The following is a 26,069-nucleotide window of genomic DNA, read 5'->3' on the forward strand; positions in this document are numbered from 1 at the left end:
CACGGGTAGGTCTTGCTTACTAAATCGGCCACGAGGTTGAAAACTTGAATGAGCGATAATACGAATGCTTGAAGATCATCGCGGCGGCCCACGCCACGATTCGCTGCTGTCAGCCTATCCCGAAGACGACAGCAATAGCGGCTGGATGATCAGCTATATCGATATCATGACGATACTGGTGGCGCTGTTCGTGATCATTATCGCAGCGGCTGGTGCTACCCAGCCAGAAATATTCAAGCCTGCGCCAGAAGAAGAGGTGGTCGAGGAGGCGGCACCCGACTTTAACGTGCCTTTGCCTGAAGCCATGGTGAACACTCTTGAGCAGCGCGAGCTGCCTGCCTGGCGGCGCGGGCTAGAGCCCTTTGCTATCAGTGCAGCGTTAGGCGTCGCCGGGTTGCCCAGCTCGCGCTTGGTGGCGAGTGCGCCGCCCCCATTGCTTGCGCTGGCCACTCTGGACCTACCGGCAACGGATGAACCCATGCTGCCGCCCATGGCGCTGCCCACGCTGTTGATGCCTGTTGACAGCGATACGTTAGGCACACCGCTTGCCGACTACATGGTACTGCTTACCGACCGTGCACCGGTCAATGTTCAAGAGATATCCGAAGAAGCGATTAGCAGTGCCCAGGCCTTGCAGGTGGCGTTGGCCGAGCGAATTGAAACCTCCCCCTACCTGCCGGATCTGGAAGGTGTAGAGGTGTCGCGAGTTGCCGAAGGCATCAGTCTTCGAGTACAGGATCAGTTGCTGTTTCCTTCAGCGACCGCCGATCTGACCATTGACGGGAGCTCCTTGGTCGGCAGCCTTCTAGAAACCATACAGCGTTACGACGGTGAGGTTTGGGTCGAAGGGCACTCGGACAGCCAGACAATCAGTACCGATGAGTTTTCGTCTAACTGGGCGCTGTCGAGCGCGCGAGCCATTGCCATTGTAGAAGCGCTTGAGGCCGCAGGCGTGGACCCGGAACGACTACGTGCAGTAGGTCTGGCGGCCACCCAACCTCTTGAAGATAACGCCACCCCCGAAGGGCGCGCGCGTAACCGGCGCGTAGAAGTCGTTATTCACGTTGAGTAAGCAAAAAAAGCCCGCCGGGGGGCGGGCTCAAACTTGGCTCACTGCAGCTCGCTGACATCAGGTGAGGGGGTATACAAAGGTGCCAGCGAGTACAATTTGAGTATAGCTATTGATCATTTTTTGCCAAGTAAAATACGTTCTGCTGCGCTTTTTTTATACATCTGGCTTCTTACTTTCCTGAACCTATACCGCGATGCACTTAAATAATGCCTTTATCGCCGTCTACCCCTTTCTTCATTTCGTTCTATCGGTATCTTCCTTTACTTAAGTTGCTAATAGTTAAAAATTTTCTATTCTTGGCATGTAAGCTGCTTCTTGTCTTTAGCTGACAGCACCTTTGCTCTAGGCTTTTATAGCGTTACACAGAGGTAGTGCCATGTCTGAACACGCCATTACTGCATTGTTCGCCAGTACGCCTGACGCTCAGCAGCAGGCACGTCTGGTGTTTACCGATCTAGACGGTTCGCTTCTAGATCATCACAGCTACGACTTTTCACCCGCCGCGCCCAGTCTTGCCTGCCTTGAGAAGCTGCAGATTCCCGTTATACCGGTCACCAGCAAGACCCGAGCGGAGTTATTCTCGCTTCGGGAATCGCTGGGACTTATCGCTACGCCATTTGTAGCCGAAAACGGGGCAGTGATCGGGTTGCCGCCCAGTTGGTGTCATGCGCGCCTTGACCGTCAAGCCAGCGGGCCTGACGGCATGGTCATCAAGCATACCGGTGTTGATATCGATTTTATTCGTGCCCGATTGAAAGTATGGCGCAAGCGCTTGGGCCTTCGCTTTACCGGCATGGGGGAGATGAGTATCGAACAGGTGGCACACTTAACCGGGTTGGATGCAAAGCGGGCAAGTGATGCCCAACAGCGTGAAGGGTGTGAGCCCCTCATCTGGGAAGATGACCAGGCCTCTCTCGATACGTTTCGCCTGGCGCTTGAAGGCGATGGCCTTGAGCTGACTCAGGGCGGACGGTTCTGGCATGTAATGGGCCGTGGTACCGATAAAGGCAGTGCTGTTACTTGGCTGATCAAGCGATTTGCCACGCTCAGAGGATGCACACCGCTATCGCTAGGCCTTGGCGATGGACCTAATGATGTCACCATGCTTGAAGCAGTCGATCAGGCCGTTGTGATCCAGGGCATGCATGATGCGCTGGTGTCGCCGCAAAGCGCATCGCTTTATCGCACACAAGCGCTGGGCCCCGCGGGGTGGGCAGAAGGCATTGCCTACTGGTGGGGGCGCGAAGAGGCGCCCGTACAAGCGGCAAGCGAGACTAACGCCGCCACTCAATAATCCAAGGAGGGCACACATGAGCGATTTCCATCAGAATGGCGTCATTACCGATTTTCATAACCTGACGCGTCGGCCGGTCGAGGCGCTTGAGCAGGAGTTAAGTCAGTTTGCCAAACGTCGCCCCATGGGGCTTATCCTGCCTTCGCTGTATTCCGAGCTGGAAGGCCCGGCGCTTTCCAATATCGTGGATGAACTGGCCAAGGTGCCGTATCTCAATGAAATCGTGATAGGGCTTGATCGCGCTGATCGCGATCAATTTCTGCATGCTCGCGAGTTCTTTGCCCGCCTGCCGCAGCATACCCGTATTCTCTGGAATGACGGCCCCCGCCTGCGTGAACTGGACAGCGAGCTTGAAAGCCATGGGCTGGGCGCACTTGAACCGGGCAAGGGTCGTAACGTCTGGTACTGCTCGGGTTACATGCTCGCCTCTGGATGCTCGGCCGTAGTGGGCCTGCATGACTGCGATATCCTGACCTATGAGCGTGGCCTTCTAGCTCGCTTGATGTATCCGGTTGCCCATCCGCGCTTTAACTACAGCTTCTGCAAGGGGTATTACCCGCGCATTGCCGAAGGCAAGCTTAATGGACGCGTTTCCCGTTTGCTGGTAACGCCGTTACTACGTGCACTCAAGACAGTATGCGGGCCGCTGCCTTATCTGGAGTATCTGGATAGCTTTCGTTACCCGCTATCCGGTGAGTTTGCCATGCGCAGCGAGGTTCTGGAAGGTATCCGAATTCCCGCTGACTGGGGGCTTGAGATTGGCGTACTCTCTGAGCTGCAGCGCAACTACTCCCACCGCCAGCTGTGTCAGGTAGATATTGCTGATGCCTACGACCACAAGCATCAGCCGGTAAGCGAGGAGGACCCAAGTGGGGGGTTGAATCGAATGAGCCTGGATATCTCCAAGGCGCTATACCGCAAGCTTGCGACCCACGGAGTAAGCTTCAGCAGTGAAGATTTCAGAACCCTGAAAGCCACGTATTATCGATTGGCACTGGACCTGATAGAAGCCTATGACCACGACGCCACCATGAATGGCCTGAGTCTGGATCGTCACTGCGAAGAGCAGGCGGTGGAGCTTTTTGCCAGTAACCTGCTGGAAGCCGGCAATCTGTTTCTGGACAATCCGCGTGAACGGCCCTTTATCCCCAGTTGGAACCGTGTACAGGCCGCCGTGCCGGATTTACTGAGCAGAATGCACGAAGCTGTCGAGCTGGATAATCAGGGCAAGGTATAAAATAAAGCGCTCAAGCAGATAAAAACGCCCTCTAGACCTGACGGTAAAGAGGGCGCTAACTTATAGAGGCATTTACCTCGCCACAAAGAATCTCAATCCCTAGAAATCGCTTTCCTCAGTGACATAGCGCGCTGAAGAGGGAAGTGCCGCAGGCGCTGGCGCCTGAGCATTGATGCGGAAGTTGGCGACCCGTTGACGAAGCTGAGTGCTTAGCTGGGCAAGCGATTGGGTGGCGTGGTTGCTTTCCTGTACCAGGCCTGCGTTTTGCTGGGTCATCTGATCCATCTGGGTGACGGCCAGGTTGACCTGCTCGATACCGCTGCTCTGCTCACTGGTGGCGGCGGAGATTTCCTGAACCAGCGTGCTGAGCTGCTTGATGTCTGTCACCACGCTATTGATCATCTCGCCCGTCGCGCGTACCTGCTGGCTGCCATCGGCTACCTTGGTGCCCGAGTTCTCGATCAGCTTCTTGATTTCCTGGGCGGCGGCAGCGGAGCGGCTGGCAAGCTGGCGTACTTCATTGGCCACCACGGCAAACCCGCGGCCCTGGTCGCCCGCGCGAGCCGCCTCGACCGACGCATTGAGTGCCAGAATGTTGGTCTGGAAGGCAATGGCATCGATCGTGTTCACGATGCTGCTCATCTGCGCTGAGCTTTCGTTGATGTTGGCCATGGTCGCCACGACAGCCGTCATGGCATCGCTGCCGCGCTGAGCGTTGTCCGCCGTGGTAGTAGCCAGCTTGCGCGCGTGATGGGCGTGCTCGGCATTCTGTTTAACGGTCGCCGTCAGTTCTTCCATGCTGGAGGCGGTTTCAGCCAGAGACGCGGCCTGCTGCTCGGTACGCGTCGAGAGCTCTTCGTTGACGCCCACAATCTGCTCGACGCCATTGTTGACCTGATCGGCACCGTGATGGATATCGCCGATGGTACCTGCAAGACTTTCCCGCATGCGGTTGATATCAAACAGCAGGCTTTCCTGGTCGCGACTGGAAAGCGTGGTGTTTCGGGTCAGATCGCCATCGGCAATATGACGTACCACTTCCGCTGCATAGCGAGGGTCTCCGCCCAGGCGACGAGCCACGTCACGAATCACCCAGCCCATCAGCAGCGTTACCGGTATGCCGATAATCAATAGCGCAATCAGCGAGCGGATAAGGTTGCTGATAAAAGCCGCATTGATATCGTCAACGTAGATACCGGCGCCAAACGCCCAGCCCCACTCGGGCAAGTAAGCGATGTAACTGATCTTGGGGAACTGCTCATCACCTGAAATGCGGCGAGAGTAGTAATCGACATGGCTACCTCCGGAGCGAGCAGCATTCAGGAACTCTGCGTACAAGCGTACACCGTTGGCATCCTGGTAATTGCTCATGTCTTCGCCGCGTGGGCGATTGGGGTGAGAAACGATATGCATCTGATCGTCAAAGGCAAACACGTATTCACCTTCAGCGAAGCTGGCATTGGCAATCGCGTCGATGGCACGCTGCTGAGCGTCTTCAAGAGTAAGCTCGCCGGTACTGGATTTAACCTGAAGGGCCTGCAGCTGTGATTGAAGGCTCTCAACGACATGCTGAATGCTGGTACGCCGCTCTTGTTCGATGGTTTGACGTGTTTCCCAGGTTAGCCAGCCTACCAGCGTCAGCATGGCCAGACAGATAAGTCCGAGAATGCCCCAGAGTCGTTGATTCGTAGTCAGTCGTGACATGAGATTCCTATAACAGCAGAGCCAAAAGTGGAGGATGCTGTTATATCGGCCTTTTCTGACAAGACCTTAGCCTATTCATGAGTTATTTTTACCAGAATGAAGAGCGCTGAATAGCACCCGCAAAACGGGCGTTATAATCAATGGCTTATAAAACCAGGCGCCTATTGATGGCTGATATGATTAACCCGCTTCCGGCGTCTCGCTGCCCATCATTTCGATGAGTTCTTCCTCGTCCGGCATCCCCTGGATGCGGCCAATGCGGGTATCCCCACTGGGCGTTTCGCGCTGATAGGCGCTGGTAGGCGTCGCATAGAGGCCCAATGCTTCAAACAGCTGGTTGTTGGTGTATACCTGCTCTTCAACGTCTTGAGGCTGGGCGGTGACGACAATGGCTTCACCCGCTTTATGGCGTGCAAGCGCCGCCTCCGGGTCACTTGCGCCCAGCAGAACGGCAGCCTTGGCGGGGCTATCGGGGGCCAGCACGCCGACCATGATATGGCGCAATTGGACGGCGCCCGCATCGACCCAGGGGCGGGCTTGTTCCCAGAACTGCTGACAGTAGGAGCAGTTGGGGTCGGTAAAGGTATAAATCAGGCGCGGCGCGTCGGTATCCCCATCCTGAATCCAGTGGCTCTCTTCAAGAAGCTGCCAGGTCTGTGCTTCAAGCGCGACTCGCACATGTGTATCAAGCTGGGGCTCGGTCAGATTATTACCTTCGCTGTCTACCAGCGTGCCGACAATCGCATGTTCACCGTCTGGGGTCAGGTAGATGATGGCCTCCTGGCCCTGGGTGCTGGCGCCAAAGCCTTGCAAACCACTTGGCGCATCAAACGGGTCATGAATTTCCCACCCTTGATTGGCCAGCGCCTGAACGGGCGCTGGCAGTTCGCCTGCGTGGCTTGCGGCACTGGTGAGCAAAACAAGGCTGCCAACAGCAGCGTAAGAGCGAAAGAGCATTACATCATCCTTGTTTGAGCGTGGGTGAGAGAAGGGGGTTAACAGTGGAAATAGTCGAGAGTATACATCGTCCTTGAGTTGGTCTATTCAGCAAAACGCCGGCGCATAGGCCGGCGTTCTGTTCCAGAGCACACAGTGATTAGCGCTTGGCCATCCGCTGAGCTTGCTGGAAGTGTGCGTAGTCGAGCAGGATTTCTGCCGCTTCAAGTACGGGGGCGCGGTCAACCGGCATCTCCTCGTCTTCAGCGTTTTCGTCCTCGTCACCTGGTTCGGTGGTGTCCAGGCGCGCATCCATCCACTCATCAAGTTCCGGCAGCTTCAATGCTCGACGACGCTGGTTTTCCAGAGAAAGCTGTTCAGCTTCCTGGGCTTCCAGTTCGCGCTGGCGCTGTTCACGGTTGAGGCTGACACTGGTGTGCTGCTCGCGCAGTTGACGTGCCAGCGTCGATTGGCGCTCCAGATAGATGAAGTTGGGATTTTGCTTGGCACGTGTCTGATGCTGGGCGGCCAGTGCATCGACAAACTCTTCCGGCGTGCCGTAACGGCGGTACTGGACGTTCTGCACGGTGTCCCAGCCCAGCGCGTTGTCCAGGCTGCTTTCGCCAATACGCTCGGGGTCAATCAGGCTCGGGAAGGCGATGTCCGGGTCTACGCCGCGGTTTTGCGTACTTTCACCGGAGATACGGTAGAACTTGGCGCGGGTCAGCTTGATCTGGCCATGGCTCAGGTCGTTCAACGTCTGAACGGTGCCTTTGCCAAAGGTAGATGAACCGACTACCAGGCCGCGGCCATAATCCTGAATGGCGCCGGCAAAGATCTCGGAGGCCGAGGCGGATAGCCGATTGACCAGAACGGTGAGCGGGCCGTCATAGGTAGTGCCGGCATCGCTGTCGCCGTAGAGCTGAATGCGGCCCTGGGCATCACGAACCTGCACGGTGGGGCCACGGTCGATGAACAGGCCGATCAGCGAGTTGGCTTCCTGAAGCGCACCGCCGCCGTTGTTGCGAAGATCCAGCACGATACCTTCAACGCCTTCTTCTTTCAGGCGCTCGATCTCACGGGCCACATCGCGAGTGGTGCTGCGGTACTCTTCTTCACCCGCCTGCCAGGCATCAAAATCGACGTAGAAGGTAGGGATGTTGATAACGCCGATCGGGTGGGGTTCACCATCACGCTCGACATTGATCACTTCGCCGTGGGCGGCCTGGTCTTCAAGGCTTACCGTATCGCGCGTGATTTCGACGATATGCGAGCGGGTCATGTCGACCGCCTGAGCAGGCACGATGTCCAGACGCACGACCGAACCTTTCGGGCCGCGAATCAGATCCACCACGTTGTCCAGACGCATACCTACCACATTGACCATCTCGCCATCTTCCTGGCCTACGGCAATGATACGGTCGGCGGGTTCAAGCACGTCGGCACGGTCGGCAGGGCCGCCGGGCACCAGGCTTGCCACCTTGACGTATTCGCCGTCAGCCTGGAGCAGGGCGCCGATACCCTCGAGAGAAAGGCTCATCTGAATATCGAAAGATTCGCTTTGACGCGGCGAGAGATAGCCGGTGTGCGGGTCGATCGTGCTCGTGACTGCGGCCATCAAAAGACCGAACACATCTTCCGATTCGGTTTGACGCAGGCGGGAGAGCTGACCTTCATAGCGCTGACGCAGATTATCTTCAATCTGCTCATCGTCCTGATCGGTGAGGGCAAGCGTCAGCGCGTCGTTTTTAAGACGTTTGCGCCAAAGCTCGTCAAGCTCGCTTTCGCGGGTGGCCCAGGGGGCATCTTCGCGGTCGATTTCCAGACGCTCGTCGCTGTCGAAGTCAAACGCCAGACCTTCATCAAGGCGCTCAAGCAGCCACTCCATACGCGCTATATGGCGCTCGCTGAGCCGGTCATACAGCTTGAAGGCATCATCCAGGTCGCCTTCGAACAGCGCATCGGCCATGTCGTCTTCCAGATGGCGATAGGGCTCGATATCGCGGCTAAGCAAGTAGGCGCGCTGACCATCGAGAATATCCAGGTAGCGCTGAAAGGCTTCCTGAGACCACTGCTCATCAAAGGTGAGATCAGCGTAGTGGCCATAGCGGAGCGCGTCCGCAATTTCTACTGCCGCTTGGCGTTGTTCGTCGGTCGGTGCAGTTTGCGCCATCGCTGCCGGGCTGGTGACTACCAGCATGACGGCAAGCGCGACCGAGCGCGAAAGCGTTGCAAACAAGCTCATCAGTCAAGCTCTCCCGGATTTGTGTACACTCATTCTTCCCTAGACCCGCAGGTGGCCTATGAATAGCCTAGGCCAGGGGAGCATTGTAGCAGGTCGTCTGCTCTGTGAGACTCAATCATTACTGTTATGAGGATTTCCATGTCCGAAGCTTTCAACGCCGATCGTTTAACCCGGCTGTGTGATTTTCTGCGCCATTCGCCCACGCCTTGGCACGCCACCCAAAGCATGGCCGAGCGTCTGGAAAAAGCGGGATTTCAGCGGCTGGAAGAGACCGCCAGCTGGCAGTTGAGCCGCGGGCAGCGCTACTACGTCACGCGTAACGATTCATCGATCATTGCCTTTCAACTGCCTGATGGAGCGCTTGAAAGTCTGCGTATGCTGGGCGCGCATACCGATAGCCCCGGGCTTCGCCTGAAACCCAATGCCACGCAGCACGCAGCGGGATGGTTGCAACTCGGCGTGCAGGTGTATGGCGGTGTGCTGCTGGCGCCCTGGTTTGACCGCGACCTGGGCCTTGCCGGCCGGGTACACGTGCGCCACCCGGATGGCAAGATGGAGAGCCTGCTGCTTAACGTCGAACGCCCGATTGCCATGGTCCCAAGTCTTGCCATCCATATGGACCGTGACGTTAACGCCGGCCGCCCCATCAATGCGCAAACCCAGATGGCACCGGTGCTGCTGCAGAGCGATAGCGCCAAGCTTGCCGATCTTTTGGCCACCTGGATTGAAGAGCAGCACGGTTTGAAAGCCGCTGAAGTGGTGGATTTCGAGCTTGGATTCTACGACGTACAGCCGCCCTCGCTGGTGGGGGTAAAGCAGGAGCTTGTGGCCAGCGCGCGGTTGGATAACCTGTTGTCGTGCTTTATTGGCCTGGAGGCGCTGCTGGAAAGCGATGGCAGCCAAGGAGCGCTGCTGGTCGCCAATGATCACGAAGAGGTAGGTAGTGCCAGTGCCTGTGGCGCCCAGGGGCCGTTTCTGGGCGATGTGCTCAAGCGCATCAATGCGCAGGTAGGGGGTGGGTCGGGGGAGTCGCTGATTCAGCTGATTCAGTCATCGCTGATGATTTCCTGCGATAACGCCCACGCGCTGCATCCCAACTTTCGTGACAAGCACGACGAGCGCCACGGCCCGGCCATCAACGGCGGCCCGGTGATCAAGGTGAACGCCAGCCAGCGCTACGCCACCAACAGCGTGACCGGCGCGCTGTTTCGCGACGTGTGCCGCGAGGCCGATGTGCCGGTGCAGTCGTTTGTAACCCGAGCTGATATGGGCTGTGGCAGCACCATCGGCCCCATCACGGCGACAGAAGTGGGCGTGCCTACCCTGGATATTGGCGTGCCACAGTGGGCCATGCACTCGATTCGCGAAACCGCCGGCACCCGTGATGTCGAGTATCTGACCCGGGCGCTGAAGGTGTTCCTGAACCGCCCGACGCTCTGCTGACAAAGCATGTAACGAAAAAAGCCCGCTGACGAATCAGCGGGCTTTTCAATGTTTGGTGGCTACGCCCTGATTTGAACAGGGGACCCCATCATTATGAGTGATGTGCTCTAACCAGCTGAGCTACGTAGCCTTTCAACGGGGGCGAATATTACTCAGAGATCCGCCTCCCGTCAAGCATTTCTTGCCAGTATGCTTATACGTTGAACCGGAAGTGCACGACATCGCCATCCTTGACGATGTACTCCTTGCCTTCCAGACGCCATTTTCCGGCATCCTTGGCGCCTTGCTCACCGTTAAGCGTCACGAAGTCGTCATAGGCAATGACTTCAGCGCGAATAAAGCCCTTCTGGAAGTCGGTATGGATAGCACCGGCGGCTTCGGGGGCCGTGGCTCCCTGCTTCACGGTCCAGGCGCGAACCTCCTTGATCCCCGCGGTGAAGTAGGTCTGCAGGCCAAGCAGTGAATAACCTGCGCGAATAACGCGATCAAGGCCCGGTTCTTCCATGCCCATCTCATCCAGGAACATGGCACGCTCTTCGTCTTCAAGCTCGGCGATTTCGGCTTCCAGCTGATTACACACCGGCACTACCACTGCGCCTTCTTCGGCGGCAATTTCCTTGACGATATCCAGATACGGATTGTTCTCGAAGCCATCTTCGTTGACGTTGGCAATGTACATGGTGGGCTTCAGGGTCAAAAAGCCAAAGCTTTTCACCTGACGCTTTTCGTCATCATCCAGGCCAAAGCTTCTAAGCGGCATGCCTTCGGCCAGGTGGGGCTGTACCTTGTCGAGGATGGCCTTGGTAGCCGTGGCGTCTTTGTCGCCGCCTTTTACCGAGCGCAGCAGGCGCTGGCTGGCTTTCTCGACGGTATCCAGGTCGGCAAGCGCCAGTTCCAGGTTGATGGTTTCGATATCGGCACGCGGATCAACCTGGTTGGCTACGTGAATCACGTTATCGTTATCGAAGCAGCGCACCACGTGGGCAATCGCCTGGGTTTCGCGAATGTTGGCCAGGAACTTGTTGCCCAACCCCTCGCCCTTGGAGGCACCGGCCACCAGGCCTGCGATATCCACGAACTCCATGGTGGTGGGCAGAACTTTTTCGGGCTTGACGATTGCGGCCAGCTTGTCCAGACGCGGGTCCGGCATCGGCACGATGCCCACGTTGGGTTCAATGGTGCAGAAGGGGAAATTTTCCGCGTCAATGCCGGATTTGGTCAGCGCATTGAAAAGCGTGGATTTGCCTACGTTTGGCAGGCCGACGATACCGCAGTTAAAGCCCATAATGGATTCCTGGCTGAAGACAAGTGCGCCGACGTGCTCTGTCCAGCGCTTGCCTGAAGTGAGTAGTGTTCGTATTGACTATTTTACGCTATGCAGGCGGTTCATGGCTTTGGCCCAGTCGCCATCAAGCGCGAGAGGAAGCGTTGCCTGACACTCGTTCAGGGCGTTATCAATGGCTTCCTGCTCGGCCTTGCCGGGGCGGCCCAGCACATAGTTGGTCACCTGGCGCGCTTCACCCGGATGGCCGATGCCGATACGCACACGGTGAAACTGCTTTTGATTGCCAAGCGCGCTGATGATATCGCGCAGGCCGTTGTGACCGCCGTGGCCGCCGCCGGTTTTATAGCGTGCCTGCCCAGGGGCGAGATCAAGCTCATCGTGAGCGACCAGCAGGTTTTCCGGGGCAAGTTTGAAGAACTGCGCAAGCGCTGCCACGGCGGCACCGCTTCGGTTCATGAAGGTGGTAGGGTTGAGCAGATGCAGCTCGTGGTCGCCCACGCGGGCCTTGGCATACAGGCCGAGAAACTTCTTCTCCGGGCGTAGCTCGGTATGGGCGCTGCGCGCGATGGCATCGACCAGCCAGAACCCCGCATTGTGGCGGGTGGCATCATACTCGGCGCCGGGGTTGCCTAGTCCTATCAGGGCCGTTACCTGGCTCATTGACCTACCTCCAAAAAAATCGGCGAATGTTGACGTCGCACGTCTTTGGCGGCTTGAAACGCAGTTGCAAAAGGCAAGCCGCAAAAAAAATCAAGCGCCGAAGCGCTTGATCTTATCACTCCCGGGCCATGCAAGCATGGCCCGGGCCAGGTACGTATCAGCCATCATGGTGATGCGTACCGCTATCAGCCTTACTCAGCGCTGGTGCCTTCTTCGCCTTCACCTTCCTCTTCTTCATCACGTACTTTTACTTTCGTGATGCTGAGAACGGCGTTGTCGTGCTCTTCGCCGTGGCTCAGGTCAACCGAAGAAACGCCAGCCGGCAGCGTCAGGTCAGAAAGGTGCAGGGTAGTGCCCAGCTCGACATTGGAAATGTCGACTTCCAGGTAGTCAGGCAGGTCTTTCGGCAGGCAGCTGATGGCTACTTCGTTGGCCAGTACGTGCAGTTCGCCGCCCTGGTCCTTGATGCCTACGCACTTCTCTTCGCCGGTCACGTGCAGCGGCACGTTCATGGTGATTTCGTGAGTCGCGTCAACGCGCAGGAAGTCTGCGTGGGTCAGAAGAGGCTTGTAGGGGTGGCGCTGAAGGTCACGTACCACTACTTGCTCTTCCTTGCCGTCAACCACCAGCTTGATGACGGAGGAGAAGAAGGCTTCGTCTTCAATCGCCTTGTAGAAAGCGGTCTTTTCTACAGAGATTGACTGCGCGCCTTTCTCACCGCCGTAAACAACGGCCGGTACTTGCTGGTTCGCACGACGCAGGCGGCGGCTCGCACCTTTCCCCAGGTCGTTACGAACGCTGGCTTTCAGGATAAAATCAGACATGTAATTTGCCTCTTGGTTTAAGTAAGGAAACGCCGCCGTCCGCGACCAGACGACGACGCTCCCAAGGCCCCAGAAGGGGGCTATATCATCAGGCGATCAGTGGAACATCGCGCTGACAGATTCTTCGTTGCTGACCCGGCGAATCGCTTCTGCAATCAGGCCGGCAACGCTCAACTGGCGAATTTTTCCGCTGCGACGCGCATGGTCGGCAAGCGGAATAGTGTCGGTCACGACAACTTCATCCAGTACAGAGTTGGTGATATTGTCAACGGCCGGGCCGGACAGTATCGGGTGTGTGGCATAGGCAACGACGCGGGCCGCGCCATGGTCTTTCAGCGCCTCACCGGCTTTACATAGCGTGCCGGCGGTGTCGATCATGTCGTCGACAACCACGCAAGTGCGGCCTTCGATTTCACCGATGATGTGCATCACCTGGGCCTGGTTGGCCTGGGGGCGACGCTTGTCGATGATCGCAAGGTCCGCGTTTAGCTGCTTGGCGATGGCGCGAGCGCGTACCACGCCGCCTACATCGGGAGAGACCACGACCAGATCGGCATAGTTCTGGCGCTCGATATCGTCCAGAAGAATCGGCGAGCCGTAGACGTTGTCGACCGGTACGTCGAAGAAGCCCTGGATCTGATCGGCGTGCAGGTCCATGGTCATGACGCGGTCAACGCCGCCCTTGACCATCATGTCCGCAACCACTTTAGCGGAAATCGGAACACGCGCCGAGCGTACGCGGCGGTCCTGGCGGGCATAACCGAAGTAGGGTACTACTGCCGTGATACGAGCTGCCGAGGCGCGACGCAGGGCGTCGACCATCAGGATCAGCTCCATCAGATTGTCATTCGTCGGTGCACAGGTGGACTGGAGGATGAACACGTCCTTACCGCGCACGTTCTCATTGATCTCGACTGCGATTTCGCCGTCGCTGAATTGGCCAACCGTGGCGTTACCCATGCGGCTGTCCAAGCTCTCGGCAATCTTTTGAGCGAGTTCGGGATTGGCATTCCCGGTGAAAACCATCAATTTTGACACGCGCAGCCACCTTTGCAGTGTTTGGAATCAGGGGAGAAAACGCAGATCATGTCAGGTTGGCTGGGGTACCAGGATTCGAACCTGGGAATGCCGATACCAAAAACCGGTGCCTTACCACTTGGCGATACCCCAGCAATAACCTAATGCGATGACCGGGCGCTTTCAGCAGCCCAGAGCATCTTGTAGAGGGGAGGTGTTAAGTCCGCGTGCTGCCCATGCCGGCCAGCGTTGACCTGCCAATTCAGCAACTGTGCGTGCGGCCTTTTCGGATTCGAAAGTCGCAAACAAACAGCCGCCAGTACCGGTCAGCCGACTTGGTGCATACCGCGCGAGCCAATCGAGCGCTTCCGCTACCTGCGGATAGCGTTTCTTGACGACGGCCTCGCAGTCGTTGCGCCACTCAGACGCTCCCCCCTGCAGTGCGCGCGCCATAGTAATGGGGCGGCTGTCGCGTGTCAATTCCGGGTCCTGGAAGACCCGCGGTGTCGAGACGCTGACTGCGGGATGAATGATCACGAACCACGGCGTATCCAGCGTGACGGTAGTGAGCTTTTCGCCCACGCCTTCGGCCCAGGCACTGTGTCCATGAATGAAGACCGGTACGTCTGCACCCAGCTCAAGCCCGAGCTTTGCCAGCGCTTCGCTGGAAAGCCCGAGCTGCCAGAGCTTGTTCAGCCCCGCCAGAACGGTGGCCGCATTGGAGCTGCCACCCCCCAGCCCACCACCCATGGGCAGCCTTTTGTCGATGGCAAGCGTGGCGCCCTGGGTCGTATTGGCATGGCGCTGCAGCAGACGGGCGGCGCGCACGATCAGATTATCTTCGCAGGCCACACCGTCCAGCGGTGTGGACAAGTGGATATTGCCATCCTCACGCAGTGTCAGGGTGAGGCTGTCGCTCAGGTCGATGATCTGAAACAGCGTCTGCAGCTCGTGGTAGCCGTCGTCACGACGGCCCACGATATGCAGCATGCGATTGAGCTTGGCAGGGGCTGGCAGGGTTAATGAAGCGGACATGCTGACTCGCAGGTTAAGGTGTTGATCAGGACCGCCACTGGTTGACGACCAGGGTAATGCGCACGTCGTCATAGTTCATGACCAGGCGGCGTGGTAGCCACATGCCTTCCACTTCTTCCCAGTCACGGTAGTCGATTTCCCAGCCATCCTGCTGCAGGTTGCGCGGAAAGCCGAGTTCGTCGGTTTCCAGCTGAAAGCTTGCGTGATCGCCCGGCAGGCCGCGCACCCAATCGGGCATGGCGCTGACCGGCAGCGACCAGCCAAGCTGCTCTTCCATCAGCGCTTCCGGGGTTTCGGCTTCAAAGCGGCCATCGCTGGTAGTCAGCGAGAAGCGCCCCTCACGGCCTTCAAGTACGCTGCGTCCGCCGCCAAACGGCCCGCTGATCAGCATGCGGAAGTAGTGGGGGTGCTGGTTCCAGTCCAGGTTGGCACTTTGATTTTCCTGAGGCGTACGCAGGCCCGCCTTGCCGGTCAGAGTCCAGGTGTCGAACGCCTCGACCTGTGCCTGCTGGCGCTCCCATTGACCTGACTGGCGGCTGCCATCGTCTACGGGCGCTTGGGATGCGCAGCCTGCCAGAAATAGCAGAGCGGCACCGGCAAGCCATAGGCGTGGGGTATGAAGAGTGCTTGAAAAGCGCTTGGCAGTAGGCAGTGCGGTCAACATAAAAGACTCCATGTCCATGTCGTTCGATTAACGTCGTTTAAAGCTAGTGTAAAACGAAACAGTGCAATCAAGCAGCGCTGAAAGGGTCAGGCTGCATCAGGACGCGCTGGGTGTGAGTTCGGGGTGGCGCTGTAGCAATTCATCAATCTGCGGATGCCGTGAGGTGCTTGACTGAATACGCCTGATCAGCGCGCTGGCCTCGTCGCTGCGCCCAAGGGCATGCAGCACCTCCGCCAGGTGGGCGGCTACTTCCTGATCCGGCATCTGATTATAGGCGCTTTCAAGCCAGGGTAGCGCTTCTTCAGGCTGGCCAAGGCGGAAGTAGACCCAGCCCATGCTATCGAGTACGGCCGGATTGTTCGGGTCTGCCTCGTAGGCACGTTCAATCAGCGCCTGTGCCTCTTCCAGGCGGTTTGGCAGGTTCATGTCGGCCAATGTATAGCCCAGCGCATTCAGGGCCACCGCATTGTTTGGTTCCAGGCGCAGCACTTGGCGTAAATCCTGTTCCATGCCTGAGAAATTGCCTGCGTCCCAGGCACGCATGCCCCGTAAATAGAGCAGGTTGGTGTCATCCGGGGTGCGGGCCAGCTCGCGGTTGAGTAGCGCAGTGGCTTCATCGGGCTGGTTCAACTGATCAAGTAACTGCACCTCCAGGGCCACCAGATCGCCAAAGTAGCGGTCATAGCGCATCCGTTCGATGCGTAGAAAGGCTCGCGCATCGATCAGGCGGTCATCGTCGATCAGCATCTGGGCAGCAGTGGCGCGGGCGGGCAGGAACTCGTCGCCTTCGCTGACCTGGCGGTAGTAAAGCAGAGCGTTATCGATATCGCCCTGTGATTGGGATATAGCCCCCAGCAGATAGTAGGCGAGGTTGGGCACGCGCTCCTGACCAATCAGCGGCTGCAGAAGGCGATAGGCCGGCTCGCTGTGGCCTTCCTCCAGGTAAAGCTGGGCAAGGGCCAGGCGCAGGTCTTGATTGCCGCCGTGGCTTTCCAGCAGGGCATCGGTCTGCGCTTCGGCAGCGGCAATATTGTTCAGTCGAATCTCTGCCTGAGCCAGCATGAGAATAAAGCGCACGTCATCGGGGGCCAGGTCTATACCCTGCTGGGCGGCGCGCCGAGCGGTCTGCAGGTCGCCCTCTTCAAGCGCCAGGCGCGCCTGAGCCAGCCACAGCGCCGGCGACTCAGGCTCACGTCTTGCCACTTCATCCAGGCGCTCCTGGGCCTTCTGGGTGTCGCCCAGTGCGGCTTCCAGCAACGCCGTTGCCAGCAGAGCGTCGCTGTGCTGCTCGAGCTGTTCGGCGCCGGGCTGGGCCAAATGGTCGCGCAGCTGTCGAACCAGCAGGTTCAGCGGCGCGCTCTCTTCACTTACGGCCAGTTCGGCAAACGGGGTCAGCTCGCCATGGCCGCCTCCCTGAGTGATGGCCAGGCGCTGTTCCAGGCTGTCGAGCCAGTCGCCGCGTTGCAGGGAAATCGAGGCCAGCAGCCGGTTGGGCGTTTCTGCCTGCGGGGCCAGTTCGCGCCAACGCTGCGCGGAGGTTTCCATGAGCGACACGTCCTCGCCAAACCGGGCGGCGAAGGTGGCCCGTTCGGCAAGCGCGGGGGCCGCGTAGCGCTGCGAGGCCTGTAGATAGCCCTGACTTGCGTAGCGGTAGTCACCGCGCTGGCCGGCAAGCTCGGCACCCAGCAGCGTGCGCAGGCCCTCGGCATCCAGGCCGCGGGTAATGGGTGGCGCTGAGCGCATGGGGTCATCGTTGAACAGGCTGGGCGAGCCACCGTTATAAGAGGGCGATGATTGGCAGCCGCTCAAAAGGACCACAGTGGCGGCCAGGGGCAGCAGGGGTGAACCCGATAGTCGTGAGCGAAGGGGCATGCGTCTCTCATTCAAGTGGCCGAGTGTTCAGCATAGCGGCTAGGCTGGCTGCGGCAAAGTGGTGTGCGCCAGATGTTGGCGGGCTGTGATAGAATAGTTGACCTTGAAAGGCAGCCAGACAGGCGCAATTGAGTATTCTGGCCCTGCCGCCGGGGCTTGCGTATTTACACGCAGCCCAACAAATATCGAGACTTCAAGACCGATAGCGACGTGACGACCGAACCACTAGCGAAGACGCATACCGCATGACGCTTCTTGCACTCGGAATCAATCATCGTACGGCCAGTGTGGCGGTACGTGAACAGGTGGCTTTTACACCGGCGCAGTTAGAGCATGCGCTGGGGCAACTGCGTGGCCTGCCACATATCAGCGAAGCCGCGGTGCTCTCGACGTGCAACCGCACGGAGCTCTATTGCGTCACGGATGCCGCCGGCGAGCGAGCCGTACTCGAGTGGCTGAGCCGCTTTCATAACCTGAGTATCGACGAGCTGACTCGCTGTGCCTACCACTATCTGGACAACGATGCGGCGCGTCATTTGATGCGCGTGGCCGTGGGGCTTGATTCCATGGTGCTGGGCGAGCCTCAGATACTCGGGCAGTTGAAGGATGCCTACCAGCAGGCCCGCCAGATGCAGGGGCTGGGCGGTGAGCTCGAGCGCCTCTTTCAGCACACGTTTGCCGTGGCCAAGCAGGTGCGTACCGAAACCGGGATCGGCAAGAACCCGGTATCCGTGGCCTACGCCGCTGTCAGCATGGCGAGCCGGATCTTTGATGACTTCGGCCGCGCCCGGGCGCTTTTGATCGGCGCTGGCGAAACCATCGAACTGGTAGCACGCCACCTGCATGAAGCTGGCGTGCGCGAGCTCACCGTTGCCAACCGCACCCGTGAGCGCGCCGAGCAGGTCTCCTCTCGGCTGGGCGGCAAGGCGATCACTCTTTCCGAGATACCCGCAGCGCTGGAAGAGGCGGATATCGTGATCTCCTCGACCGCCTCGCCGCTGCCGATTCTTGGCAAGGGGATGGTCGAAAGCGCGCTGAAAAAACGCCGCCACCGCCCGGTCTTCATGGTGGATATCGCCGTGCCGCGGGATATCGAGCCCGAAGTGGGCGAGCTTGCTGACGTCTTCCTGTACACGGTGGATGACCTGGAAGAGGTGATCGAAGAGAATCGTCGCCATCGCCAGGTCGCCGCCGACCAGGCCGAATCGCTGATCGAACACGGTGTCGGCAGCTGGCAGCACGAACGCCGCATCCGCAACGGTGGCGAGCTGATTCGCGAGTATCGCCATCATGGCGAAGCGCTGCGCGATGCCTCGCGCGACCAGGCGCTGGAGCGCCTGGCGCGGGGGGAAGACCCGGCGGAGGTGATCGAGCGCCTGGCCCACCAGTTGACCAACCGTTTACTTCATCAGCCGACCCAGGCGCTACGCGACGCCGCCTCCCACGAGCGTCACGAGCTGCTAGAGGCCGCGCCACGCCTGTTGCTGCCTGTTAAACCTGCCTTTGAAAAGCCCGCGCCCAAGGCTAACCGTCATAAGGATAATACGCCCGCATGAAAGATACCTTGCGCCAACGCCTGGATAGCTTCACGGAACGTTTCGAAGAGCTTTCGATGCTCCTGTCCGACCCTGAGGTGATCAATAACCAGCAGCGCTTTCGCGACTACTCCCGCGAGTACGCCGAACTCGATGAGCTGGTGGCCGCATGGCAGCAGTACCGCAGCGTTGAAGATGATATCGAATCCGCCGAGCAGTTGAGCCGCGACAGCGACCCGGACATGCGTGAGCTGGCCGAAATGGAAATCAGCGAAGGGCGTGAAAAGCTTGAGGCTCTGGACGTCGAGCTCAAGCGCCTGCTGGTGCCCAAGGATCCGGATGACGGTCGCGGCGTGTTCCTGGAAGTGCGCGCTGGCACCGGCGGCGATGAAGCGGCGATCTTTGCCGGCGACCTGTTTCGCATGTACTCCCGGTACGCCGAGAAACGCGGCTGGCGCGTGGAGATCGTCAGCGCCAGCCATGGTGAGCAGGGCGGTTTCAAGGAAGTGATCTCCCGGGTAAAAGGCGATAGCGTCTACGCCCGCCTGAAGTTTGAGTCCGGCGCTCACCGCGTGCAGCGCGTGCCAGCCACCGAGTCTCAGGGGCGCATCCACACCTCGGCGTGTACCGTCGCGGTCATGCCGGAAGTTGACGATGTCGGCGATATCGATATCAATCCGGCGGATCTTCGCGTGGATACCTATCGCTCGAGCGGGGCGGGTGGGCAGCACGTCAACACCACCGACTCGGCGATACGTATTACCCACCTGCCCACCGGCGTGGTCGTGGAGTGTCAGGAGGAGCGCAGCCAGCATAAGAACCGCGCCAAGGCGATGTCGCTGCTGGCGGCCAAGCTCAAGCGCAACGCCGTGGACAGCCAGCGCCAGGAGCAGGCCGATGCGCGCCGCTCGCTGGTCGGGTCGGGCGATCGCAGCGAGCGTATCCGTACCTACAACTTTCCCCAGGGGCGGATTACCGATCACCGCATCAACCTGACGCTTTACAAGCTTAATGAGGTGGTCAGCGGCGAGCAGCTCGACGAAGTGATCGAGCCGCTGATTCACGAGTACCAGGCCGAACAGCTCTCGGCACTGCAGGAAGCGTAATGAGCTTCGATGCGCTGCTGCAGGTGGCTGCAAAGCGATTGCAGGTGGCGGGCTCAGTATCGCCTCGGCTGGATGCCGAGGTGCTGCTGGCTCACGTGATAGAGCGTGACCGCACCTGGCTGTATACCTGGGGCGACCGTGAATGCCCGCCTTGGGAGCACGCCCGTTTTGATGCCCTGGTGGCCGCCCGCGTTCAGGGCCAGCCGGTTGCCTACCTGACCGGCGAGCGCGAGTTCTGGGGGCTCAAGCTCGCTACCTCGAAAGAGACGCTGATTCCCCGGCCGGATACCGAAACGCTGGTAGAGGCCGCGCTAGATCGTGTTGCGTCTCGCGAAGGGCGGCTTCTGGATCTGGGCACCGGTACCGGCGCCATCGCTCTTGCCTTTGCCAGCGAGCAGCCCGGCTGGCAGGTGACCGGCGTGGACCTTCGCCCGGAAGCCGTCACCCTGGCCTGCCATAATGCTGACCGGCTTGTTATTCCTAATGCCCGTTTCATGCAGAGCAACTGGTTCAGCGCACTTGAAAAGGGGGAGGAGCCGTTTGATCTGATCGTGAGCAACCCGCCCTATATCGCCGCGGATGATCCGCACCTGCACCAGGGTGATGTGCGTTTTGAGCCGGCCAGTGCGCTCGTGGCGGATACCGACGGGCTGGCCGATCTGCTTTACCTGATCGATGCCGCGCGCGATTATCTGAAAGACTCGGGCTGGCTGTTGCTTGAACATGGCTACCGCCAGGCGGCAAGCGTTCGCGCGGCCCTGGCGGATGCGGGCTATCACGAGATCGAAAGCGTCCGCGATCTTGCTGGCCACGAACGTATTACGCTGGGAAAGCGGTAGAGAGAGGCACCTGCTTTACTGGCGGCCCGGCAGCGCTGGAATATCTGTCTGTTTTATCCAATGGATCCTGCCATGAAACCCAAAAATAGAACGCTGGACCGTATCGACCTTAAAATTCTGCGCTGCCTGCAGCAGAACGCGCGTATCTCCTACGTGGATCTGGCCGCTGAGGTCGGGTTATCCACAACCCCTTGCCTTGAGCGTGTCAAGCGTCTGGAGCGGGCGGGCATCATCCGCGGCTATCAGGCCATTCTTGACCCACAGGCGCTCAAAGCCAACCTGCTGGTATTTGTCGAGATCAGTCTGGAAACCCAATCGCCTGCGGTATTCGATGAGTTTCGCCGCGCGGTGGAGAAGCTACCGCAGATTCAGGAGTGCCACCTGGTCTCTGGTCAGTTTGACTACATCCTGAAGTGCCGTATTCCGGAAATGGCCGCCTACCGTCAGTTGCTGGGCGATGTGGTGCTCACACTGCCCGGGGTCAAGGAGTCCAAGAGCTACGTGGTCATGGAAGAGGTGAAGGAGAGCTTTAATCTGCACATACCCGACTTCGAGGAATTTGAGGATAAATAAGCCGATGATGGACGACCAGGCGCTACTGCGCTACAGCCGCCAGATCATGCTCGCTGAAGTGGATATCGAAGGCCAGGAGCGCCTGCGCCACGCCCATGCGGTGATTATCGGCGCGGGCGGCTTGGGTTCACCTGCCGCACTCTATCTGGCCGCAGCCGGCGTTGGGCAGATTACCCTGGCCGATGCGGATCACGTGGAGCTTTCCAATCTGCAGCGCCAGATTGCTCACCAGCAGGCAAGCATTGGCCAGAACAAGGCAGCGTCTGCCAAGGCCAGCATGCAGGCGCTCAACCCGGAGTGCCAGGTGACCGCCCTTGAAGCCCATGCCGAAGGTGAAGCGCTGGATCGCTTGGTGGCGTCGGCCGATGTGGTGCTGGACTGCACCGACCGCTTTTCCAGCCGTTATGCCGTCAACGCGGCGGCCCAGAGGGCCGGTGTGCCGCTGGTTTCGGGTGCGGCAATCCGTTTTTCCGGCCAACTGGCCGTATTTGACCCGCGTGAGCCTGACTGCCCCTGTTATGCCTGCCTGTACCCGCCGGATGCGTTGGGTGATGAGGCATTGAGCTGTGCGGAAAGCGGCGTCATGGCACCGCTGGTAGGGCTGATCGGCTGTTTTCAGGCTGTAGAAGCGTTCAAGCTGTTAAGCGGCGCGGGTCAGCCCCATCAAGGGCTTTCCACTTTCGATGGGCTAAGCGGCCAGTGGCGTCACTTCAAGGTACCGCGGGATCCGGAGTGCAGCATCTGTACTTCACGCCGAGAGTAGCGTCGGCGGTCGGGCGTGTCCGTGTTGAAGGTAAAAGCAGCGTGATCGTTAGGCAAAAAAAGCCCGCTGGGTAGCGGGCGCGACGTCACGGTCTTTACGTCAAAAAGGATCAGGGAAGGGCAGGCTGGGGGCAGCCGTCTATTTAAAGCGCAGCTGCCCGGTACCTGGCGTTTGATGATACTGGGTTGAAACTAGTTGCGAATCAGGTAATCGAAGGCGCCCAGCGATGCCTTGGCACCTTCGCCCATGGCGATGATGATCTGCTTGTAGGGCACCGTGGTAACGTCGCCGGCGGCGAACACGCCGGGTACTGACGTCATGCCGTGAGCGTCGACGATGATTTCACCGCGTGGCGACATCTCGATGGGCGAATCTTTCAGCCACTCCGTGTTGGGTACCAGGCCGATCTGTACAAAGATGCCTTCCAGCGCGAGGTTCTTGACCTCGTCGGTGTTGCGATCCTTGTAGGTCAGGCCATTGACGCGGCTGCCGTCGCCGGTGACTTCGGTGGTCTGCGCATTGAGGATGATGTCCACGTTAGGCAGGCTCTTGAGCTTCTTCTGCAGCACGGCATCGGCGCGCATTTCACCCATGAACTCGAACAGCGTCACATGGCCGACAATACCGGCCAGATCGATCGCCGCTTCCACGCCGGAGTTACCGCCACCGATGACAGCTACGCGCTTGCCCTTGAAAAGTGGGCCATCGCAGTGCGGGCAGTAGGCAACGCCCTTGTTGCGGTACTGCTGCTCGCCGGGGACGTTCATCTCGCGCCAGCGGGCGCCGGTAGCCAGCACCAGCGATTTGCTTTTCAGCTTGGCGCCGGACTCAAACGTGACTTCGTGCAGCCCGCCTTCGGTTTCCGCCGCCTTGAAGGCCGTGGCGCGCTGCAGGTTCATCACGTCAACTTCGTACTCCTTGACGTGCTCTTCCAGCGCGCTGACCAGTTTCGGGCCTTCGGTGTGAGACACTGAAATGAAGTTCTCGATGCCCATGGTGTCGGACACCTGACCGCCAAAGCGTTCGGCGGCAACGCCGGTGTTGATACCCTTGCGTGCCGAGTAGATGGCCGCCGCTGCACCGGCGGGGCCGCCGCCGATGACCAGCGTATCGAACGCGGCTTTTTCGCTGAGTTTTTTGGCTTCGCGATCGGCGGCACCGGTATCTACCTTGGCAAGAATTTTCTCAAGGGTCATGCGGCCTTGATCAAACGGTTTGCCGTTCAGGTAGATGCTGGGCACCGACATGATTTCACGCGCTTCCACTTCATCCTGAAACAGCGCCCCGTCAATCGCCACGTGGCGAACGTTCGGGTTGAAGATCGCCATCAGGTTGAGTGCCTGAACCACGTCCGGGCAGTTCTGGCAGGAGAGCGAGTAGTAGGTCTCGAAGAGCATCTCGCCTTCGAGCGCCTTGATCTGGTTGAGCATCTCATCGGATGCCTTGGGCGGATGGCCGCCTACCTGTAACAGGGCCAGTACCAGCGAGGTAAACTCGTGGCCCATGGGAATGCCGGCAAACACTACGCCTGTTTCTTCGCCGGTGCGGTTGAGCGCGAAAGACGGCGTGCGGCTATCCTGTCCATTGGTCTTCAGAGTGATCTTGTCACTCAGGCCGTTGATATCTTCAAGCAGACCGAGAAGTTCACGCGACTTGGCACCGTCATCAAGGGACGCAACGATCTCGAACGGTTGAGTCACTTTTTCCAGATACGCTTTCAACTGACTTTTTAAATTGGCGTCCAGCATGACAGTGGCTTCCTCGTAATCTTTAAAAGGTGTTCTCGACCAGCCAGCATGACATTCTTGCCGGTGAGCGTGTCACGGCAAAAAGCAGGCGTTGGGAGAACCGATAGCGCGTTTGGATGAACCACCCGGACGGACGTCCGGGTGGCGGGCGAAGGCCTGAAGCGGGCAACGAATATCGATGCGATAGTTCGTTCTACTGATCCGCCGGCAGGCTCTTACATTCGCCGTTTAGATCTTGCCGACGAGGTCCAGAGAAGGTGCCAGCGTTTCTTCGCCTTCTTTCCACTTGGCCGGGCATACTTCGTTGGGGTTTTCGCGAACGTACTGGGCTGCTTTTACCTTGCGCAGCAGTTCTTCGGCGTTACGGCCGATGTTGCCCGCATTGATTTCCACGATCTGAACCTTGCCGTCCGGGTCGACCACGAAAGTGCCACGCTCTGCAAGGCCGGCTTCTTCGATCAAAACTTCGAAGTTGCGCGAAATTTGCAGGGTCGGGTCAGCCAGCATCGGGTACTGAAGCTTGCCGATGGTCTCGGAGCTGTCGTGCCATGCTTTGTGGGTGAAGTGGGTATCGGTTGAAACGCTGTAGATTTCAACGTCCAGCTTCTTGAAGGCTTCGTAGTTGTCAGCCAGGTCACCAAGCTCGGTCGGGCAGACGAACGTGAAGTCAGCGGGATAGAAGAAGAAGATGGACCATTTGCCTTTCAGGTCAGCTTCAGTGACATCGATAAATTCGCCGTTCAGGTAAGCAGTTGCTTTAAACGGTTTTACTTCAGTGTTGATCAAGGACATCCAGATTATCTCCGTGTCTTGTGCATGAACGTGAAAGCGATGTTGGACATAGTAATGATATTCGACCAATAGCTAAAATTGGAAAAGACCATGCACTCTATAGGTCATGGCTATCAATTAGTTAGCCAACGCCGGTTCGCTGTCCTTGTAGTGGGGGCAGCTCACTTATAATGCAAGAATCTTTCACATGGACTTGCGATAGGTGTCGCTGCGACGCAAAATTCGCAGGTTCAGCAGAAAGGCCTAAGCTGAAGCGGGTAGGCGAATGATCGAGTCGTGCAGGCGACCATGTTTTTGGATATCAAGGAGCAGCAGAATGGGGAACATTCACAAACTTTCCGGGGCCGTTGCGGCCATCTCTTTAGCCGCAGCGGCGTCTATCGCCCATGCCGATGAGGTGCGGGTCTATAACTGGTCTGATTATATTGCACCGGAAACGCTTGCGAAATTTACCGAACGCACCGGTATTGATGTTATCTACGATGTCTACGACAGCAACGAAACTCTGGACGCGGCCCTGCTGGCCGGGCGTTCAGGCTACGATGTCGTGGTGCCGTCAACGCACTTCTTTACCCGTCAGCGTAATGCCGGGGTGTATCAGCCGCTGGACAAGGACCAGCTGCCCAATATCGACAACCTGAATACCGAACTTACCGATAACCTCGAAGCCATTGACCCTGACGGTGAATACTCCGTGCCTTACATGTGGGGAACCAACGGTATCGGTTATAACGTCGAGCGCGTCAAGGAGATACTCGGTGACGATGCGCCGGTAGACAGCTGGGCGATGCTGTTCGACCCGGAAATTACCGCGGCCCTGAAAAACGCCGGGTGCGGCATCTCGATGCTCGATACCGGTGAAGAGATGATTCCTGCTGCCATGGCGTACCTGGGTCTAGACCCGCTGAGCCAGAGCACCGAAGACCTGGAAGCCGGCGGTGAGCTGATTGGCGCTATCCGCAACAACATTACCTATTTTCACTCCTCACGCTATGTATCCGATCTTGCCAATGGCGATATCTGCGTAGCGGGGGGATACTCCGGCGACGTCTTCCAGGCCGCAGAGCGGGCTGAAGAGGCGGGCCGTGATTTTGAAATCGCCTACAGCATTCCCAAGGAGGGCGCGGCACTGTGGTTTGACGTCATGGCCATTCCCGCCGATGCGCCCAACGTGGAAAATGCCCACGCCTTTATCGACTTTATCCTCGATCCGGAAATCGCTGCCGAAATTACCGACTACGTAAGCTATGCCAACCCCAATGCGGCGGCCGATGCCTACCTGCCGGAAGAGATTCTGAATAACCCGGCCATCTATCCCGAAACCGAGGTCATGAAGAACCTGTACGTGGCGATCGACATGCCCCAGCCGGTACAGCGCGTGCGCACCCGTATCTGGAACCGCGTCAAGTCGGGCCGTTAAGCCAT

General features: G+C 58.7%; 22 protein-coding genes and 2 tRNA genes. 10 read left to right on the top strand and 14 right to left on the bottom strand.

Going from position 1 to position 26,069, the window contains the following annotated elements:
• Positions 1-64: 64 nt before the first annotated feature.
• From B0H98_RS15550 to B0H98_RS15560, 3 genes are all read left to right on the top strand, one after another.
• Positions 65-1,072, top strand: coding sequence for an OmpA family protein (locus tag B0H98_RS15550; protein WP_106375984.1), 1,008 nt, complete (start codon positions 65-67; stop codon positions 1,070-1,072).
• Between the two features lie 376 nt (positions 1,073-1,448).
• A complete protein-coding gene (locus B0H98_RS15555) occupies positions 1,449-2,366 on the top strand; it encodes an HAD-IIB family hydrolase (RefSeq protein ID WP_106375985.1) in 918 nt (305 codons plus the stop codon).
• 16 nt (positions 2,367-2,382) lie between these two features.
• Positions 2,383-3,603 (top strand): glycosyltransferase family protein, encoded by a 1,221-nt coding sequence (locus tag B0H98_RS15560; protein ID WP_106375986.1) that lies wholly within the window; start codon positions 2,383-2,385, stop codon positions 3,601-3,603.
• 99 nt (positions 3,604-3,702) lie between these two features.
• Here the strand turns inward: B0H98_RS15560 and B0H98_RS15565 are convergent, their stop codons facing one another.
• From B0H98_RS15565 to B0H98_RS15575, 3 genes are all read right to left on the bottom strand, one after another.
• Positions 3,703-5,307 carry a methyl-accepting chemotaxis protein gene (locus B0H98_RS15565; protein WP_106375987.1) on the bottom strand — a complete coding sequence of 535 codons (1,605 nt, stop codon included), beginning with the start codon at positions 5,305-5,307 and terminating at the stop codon, positions 3,703-3,705.
• A gap of 180 nt (positions 5,308-5,487) precedes the next feature.
• Positions 5,488-6,264 carry a thiol:disulfide interchange protein DsbG gene (gene dsbG / locus B0H98_RS15570; RefSeq protein ID WP_106375988.1) on the bottom strand — a complete coding sequence of 259 codons (777 nt, stop codon included), beginning with the start codon at positions 6,262-6,264 and terminating at the stop codon, positions 5,488-5,490.
• Between the two features lie 139 nt (positions 6,265-6,403).
• On the bottom strand, positions 6,404-8,488 hold the full coding sequence (locus B0H98_RS15575) for a carboxy terminal-processing peptidase (RefSeq protein ID WP_106375989.1): 2,085 nt from the start codon (positions 8,486-8,488) through the stop codon (positions 6,404-6,406).
• Between the two features lie 138 nt (positions 8,489-8,626).
• Between B0H98_RS15575 and B0H98_RS15580 the strand changes: the two genes are divergently transcribed.
• Entirely contained in the window at positions 8,627-9,931 is a 1,305-nt protein-coding gene (locus tag B0H98_RS15580) for a M18 family aminopeptidase (protein WP_106375990.1), read from the top strand.
• A gap of 53 nt (positions 9,932-9,984) precedes the next feature.
• Here the strand turns inward: B0H98_RS15580 and B0H98_RS15585 are convergent.
• The 9 genes from B0H98_RS15585 to B0H98_RS15625 form a co-directional block, all read right to left on the bottom strand.
• Positions 9,985-10,061, bottom strand: a tRNA-Met gene (locus tag B0H98_RS15585).
• 63 nt (positions 10,062-10,124) lie between these two features.
• Positions 10,125-11,216: a redox-regulated ATPase YchF gene (gene ychF, locus B0H98_RS15590; RefSeq protein WP_106375991.1), complete on the bottom strand. Its 1,092-nt coding sequence runs from the start codon at positions 11,214-11,216 to the stop codon at positions 10,125-10,127.
• 78 nt (positions 11,217-11,294) lie between these two features.
• Positions 11,295-11,876, bottom strand: coding sequence for an aminoacyl-tRNA hydrolase (gene pth, locus B0H98_RS15595; RefSeq protein ID WP_106375992.1), 582 nt, complete (start codon positions 11,874-11,876; stop codon positions 11,295-11,297).
• A 191-nt stretch (positions 11,877-12,067) separates the two neighbouring features.
• Positions 12,068-12,700: a 50S ribosomal protein L25/general stress protein Ctc gene (locus tag B0H98_RS15600; protein WP_106375993.1), complete on the bottom strand. Its 633-nt coding sequence runs from the start codon at positions 12,698-12,700 to the stop codon at positions 12,068-12,070.
• A gap of 96 nt (positions 12,701-12,796) precedes the next feature.
• On the bottom strand, positions 12,797-13,738 hold the full coding sequence (locus B0H98_RS15605; RefSeq protein WP_208623634.1) for a ribose-phosphate pyrophosphokinase: 942 nt from the start codon (positions 13,736-13,738) through the stop codon (positions 12,797-12,799).
• A gap of 57 nt (positions 13,739-13,795) precedes the next feature.
• Positions 13,796-13,870, bottom strand: a tRNA-Gln gene (locus B0H98_RS15610).
• Positions 13,871-13,900: 30 nt separating this feature from the next.
• A complete protein-coding gene (gene ispE / locus B0H98_RS15615; RefSeq protein ID WP_106375995.1) occupies positions 13,901-14,752 on the bottom strand; it encodes a 4-(cytidine 5'-diphospho)-2-C-methyl-D-erythritol kinase in 852 nt (283 codons plus the stop codon).
• 25 nt (positions 14,753-14,777) lie between these two features.
• A complete protein-coding gene (gene lolB, locus B0H98_RS15620) occupies positions 14,778-15,416 on the bottom strand; it encodes a lipoprotein insertase outer membrane protein LolB (RefSeq protein WP_106375996.1) in 639 nt (212 codons plus the stop codon).
• A 96-nt stretch (positions 15,417-15,512) separates the two neighbouring features.
• Positions 15,513-17,288: a tetratricopeptide repeat protein gene (locus B0H98_RS15625; RefSeq protein WP_106375997.1), complete on the bottom strand. Its 1,776-nt coding sequence runs from the start codon at positions 17,286-17,288 to the stop codon at positions 15,513-15,515.
• A 245-nt stretch (positions 17,289-17,533) separates the two neighbouring features.
• Between B0H98_RS15625 and hemA the strand changes: the two genes are divergently transcribed.
• The 5 genes from hemA (at position 17,534) to B0H98_RS15650 (ending at position 22,104) form a co-directional block, all read left to right on the top strand.
• The gene (hemA, locus tag B0H98_RS15630; RefSeq protein WP_106375998.1) at positions 17,534-18,844 is read left to right on the top strand and encodes a glutamyl-tRNA reductase; all 1,311 of its coding nucleotides are present in this window, start codon (positions 17,534-17,536) and stop codon (positions 18,842-18,844) included.
• The gene (prfA, locus tag B0H98_RS15635; RefSeq protein WP_106375999.1) at positions 18,841-19,929 is read left to right on the top strand and encodes a peptide chain release factor 1; all 1,089 of its coding nucleotides are present in this window, start codon (positions 18,841-18,843) and stop codon (positions 19,927-19,929) included. Before hemA ends, prfA begins: the two co-directional genes overlap by 4 nt.
• Positions 19,929-20,768 carry a peptide chain release factor N(5)-glutamine methyltransferase gene (prmC, locus tag B0H98_RS15640; RefSeq protein ID WP_106376000.1) on the top strand — a complete coding sequence of 280 codons (840 nt, stop codon included), beginning with the start codon at positions 19,929-19,931 and terminating at the stop codon, positions 20,766-20,768. Before prfA ends, prmC begins: the two co-directional genes overlap by 1 nt.
• Before the next feature lie 72 nt (positions 20,769-20,840).
• Complete coding sequence (locus B0H98_RS15645; protein ID WP_106376001.1) at positions 20,841-21,341, top strand: Lrp/AsnC ligand binding domain-containing protein; 501 nt, start codon at positions 20,841-20,843, stop codon at positions 21,339-21,341.
• 4 nt (positions 21,342-21,345) lie between these two features.
• Positions 21,346-22,104, top strand: a complete 759-nt coding sequence (locus B0H98_RS15650) for a HesA/MoeB/ThiF family protein (protein ID WP_106376002.1) — start codon at positions 21,346-21,348, stop codon at positions 22,102-22,104.
• A 191-nt stretch (positions 22,105-22,295) separates the two neighbouring features.
• Here B0H98_RS15650 and ahpF read toward each other — a convergent pair whose 3' ends face one another.
• Both ahpF and ahpC read right to left on the bottom strand, forming a co-directional pair.
• A complete protein-coding gene (ahpF, locus tag B0H98_RS15655; protein ID WP_106376003.1) occupies positions 22,296-23,852 on the bottom strand; it encodes an alkyl hydroperoxide reductase subunit F in 1,557 nt (518 codons plus the stop codon).
• Between the two features lie 228 nt (positions 23,853-24,080).
• A complete protein-coding gene (gene ahpC, locus B0H98_RS15660; RefSeq protein WP_106376004.1) occupies positions 24,081-24,644 on the bottom strand; it encodes an alkyl hydroperoxide reductase subunit C in 564 nt (187 codons plus the stop codon).
• A gap of 316 nt (positions 24,645-24,960) precedes the next feature.
• Between ahpC and B0H98_RS15665 the strand changes: the two genes are divergently transcribed.
• Positions 24,961-26,064 carry a polyamine ABC transporter substrate-binding protein gene (locus B0H98_RS15665; RefSeq protein WP_106376005.1) on the top strand — a complete coding sequence of 368 codons (1,104 nt, stop codon included), beginning with the start codon at positions 24,961-24,963 and terminating at the stop codon, positions 26,062-26,064.
• Positions 26,065-26,069: the final 5 nt, after the last annotated feature.

The organism is Vreelandella songnenensis (assembly GCF_003002925.1).
GTDB lineage: Bacteria > Pseudomonadota > Gammaproteobacteria > Pseudomonadales > Halomonadaceae > Vreelandella > Vreelandella songnenensis.

Excerpts from the sequence above, each read along its gene's own strand:
- B0H98_RS15550 (WP_106375984.1), top strand. The coding sequence starts at position 65 with ATGCTTGAAGATCATCGCGGCGGCCCACGCCACGATTCGCTGCTGTCA.
- B0H98_RS15555 (WP_106375985.1), top strand. The coding sequence starts at position 1,449 with ATGTCTGAACACGCCATTACTGCATTGTTCGCCAGTACGCCTGACGCT.
- B0H98_RS15560 (WP_106375986.1), top strand. The coding sequence starts at position 2,383 with ATGAGCGATTTCCATCAGAATGGCGTCATTACCGATTTTCATAACCTG.
- B0H98_RS15565 (WP_106375987.1), bottom strand. The coding sequence starts at position 5,307 with ATGTCACGACTGACTACGAATCAACGACTCTGGGGCATTCTCGGACTT.
- dsbG (WP_106375988.1), bottom strand. The coding sequence starts at position 6,264 with ATGCTCTTTCGCTCTTACGCTGCTGTTGGCAGCCTTGTTTTGCTCACC.
- B0H98_RS15575 (WP_106375989.1), bottom strand. The coding sequence starts at position 8,488 with ATGAGCTTGTTTGCAACGCTTTCGCGCTCGGTCGCGCTTGCCGTCATG.
- B0H98_RS15580 (WP_106375990.1), top strand. The coding sequence starts at position 8,627 with ATGTCCGAAGCTTTCAACGCCGATCGTTTAACCCGGCTGTGTGATTTT.
- ychF (WP_106375991.1), bottom strand. The coding sequence starts at position 11,216 with ATGGGCTTTAACTGCGGTATCGTCGGCCTGCCAAACGTAGGCAAATCC.
- pth (WP_106375992.1), bottom strand. The coding sequence starts at position 11,876 with ATGAGCCAGGTAACGGCCCTGATAGGACTAGGCAACCCCGGCGCCGAG.
- B0H98_RS15600 (WP_106375993.1), bottom strand. The coding sequence starts at position 12,700 with ATGTCTGATTTTATCCTGAAAGCCAGCGTTCGTAACGACCTGGGGAAA.
- ispE (WP_106375995.1), bottom strand. The coding sequence starts at position 14,752 with ATGTCCGCTTCATTAACCCTGCCAGCCCCTGCCAAGCTCAATCGCATG.
- lolB (WP_106375996.1), bottom strand. The coding sequence starts at position 15,416 with ATGTTGACCGCACTGCCTACTGCCAAGCGCTTTTCAAGCACTCTTCAT.
- B0H98_RS15625 (WP_106375997.1), bottom strand. The coding sequence starts at position 17,288 with ATGCCCCTTCGCTCACGACTATCGGGTTCACCCCTGCTGCCCCTGGCC.
- hemA (WP_106375998.1), top strand. The coding sequence starts at position 17,534 with ATGACGCTTCTTGCACTCGGAATCAATCATCGTACGGCCAGTGTGGCG.
- prfA (WP_106375999.1), top strand. The coding sequence starts at position 18,841 with ATGAAAGATACCTTGCGCCAACGCCTGGATAGCTTCACGGAACGTTTC.
- prmC (WP_106376000.1), top strand. The coding sequence starts at position 19,929 with ATGAGCTTCGATGCGCTGCTGCAGGTGGCTGCAAAGCGATTGCAGGTG.
- B0H98_RS15645 (WP_106376001.1), top strand. The coding sequence starts at position 20,841 with ATGAAACCCAAAAATAGAACGCTGGACCGTATCGACCTTAAAATTCTG.
- B0H98_RS15650 (WP_106376002.1), top strand. The coding sequence starts at position 21,346 with ATGATGGACGACCAGGCGCTACTGCGCTACAGCCGCCAGATCATGCTC.
- ahpF (WP_106376003.1), bottom strand. The coding sequence starts at position 23,852 with ATGCTGGACGCCAATTTAAAAAGTCAGTTGAAAGCGTATCTGGAAAAA.
- ahpC (WP_106376004.1), bottom strand. The coding sequence starts at position 24,644 with ATGTCCTTGATCAACACTGAAGTAAAACCGTTTAAAGCAACTGCTTAC.
- B0H98_RS15665 (WP_106376005.1), top strand. The coding sequence starts at position 24,961 with ATGGGGAACATTCACAAACTTTCCGGGGCCGTTGCGGCCATCTCTTTA.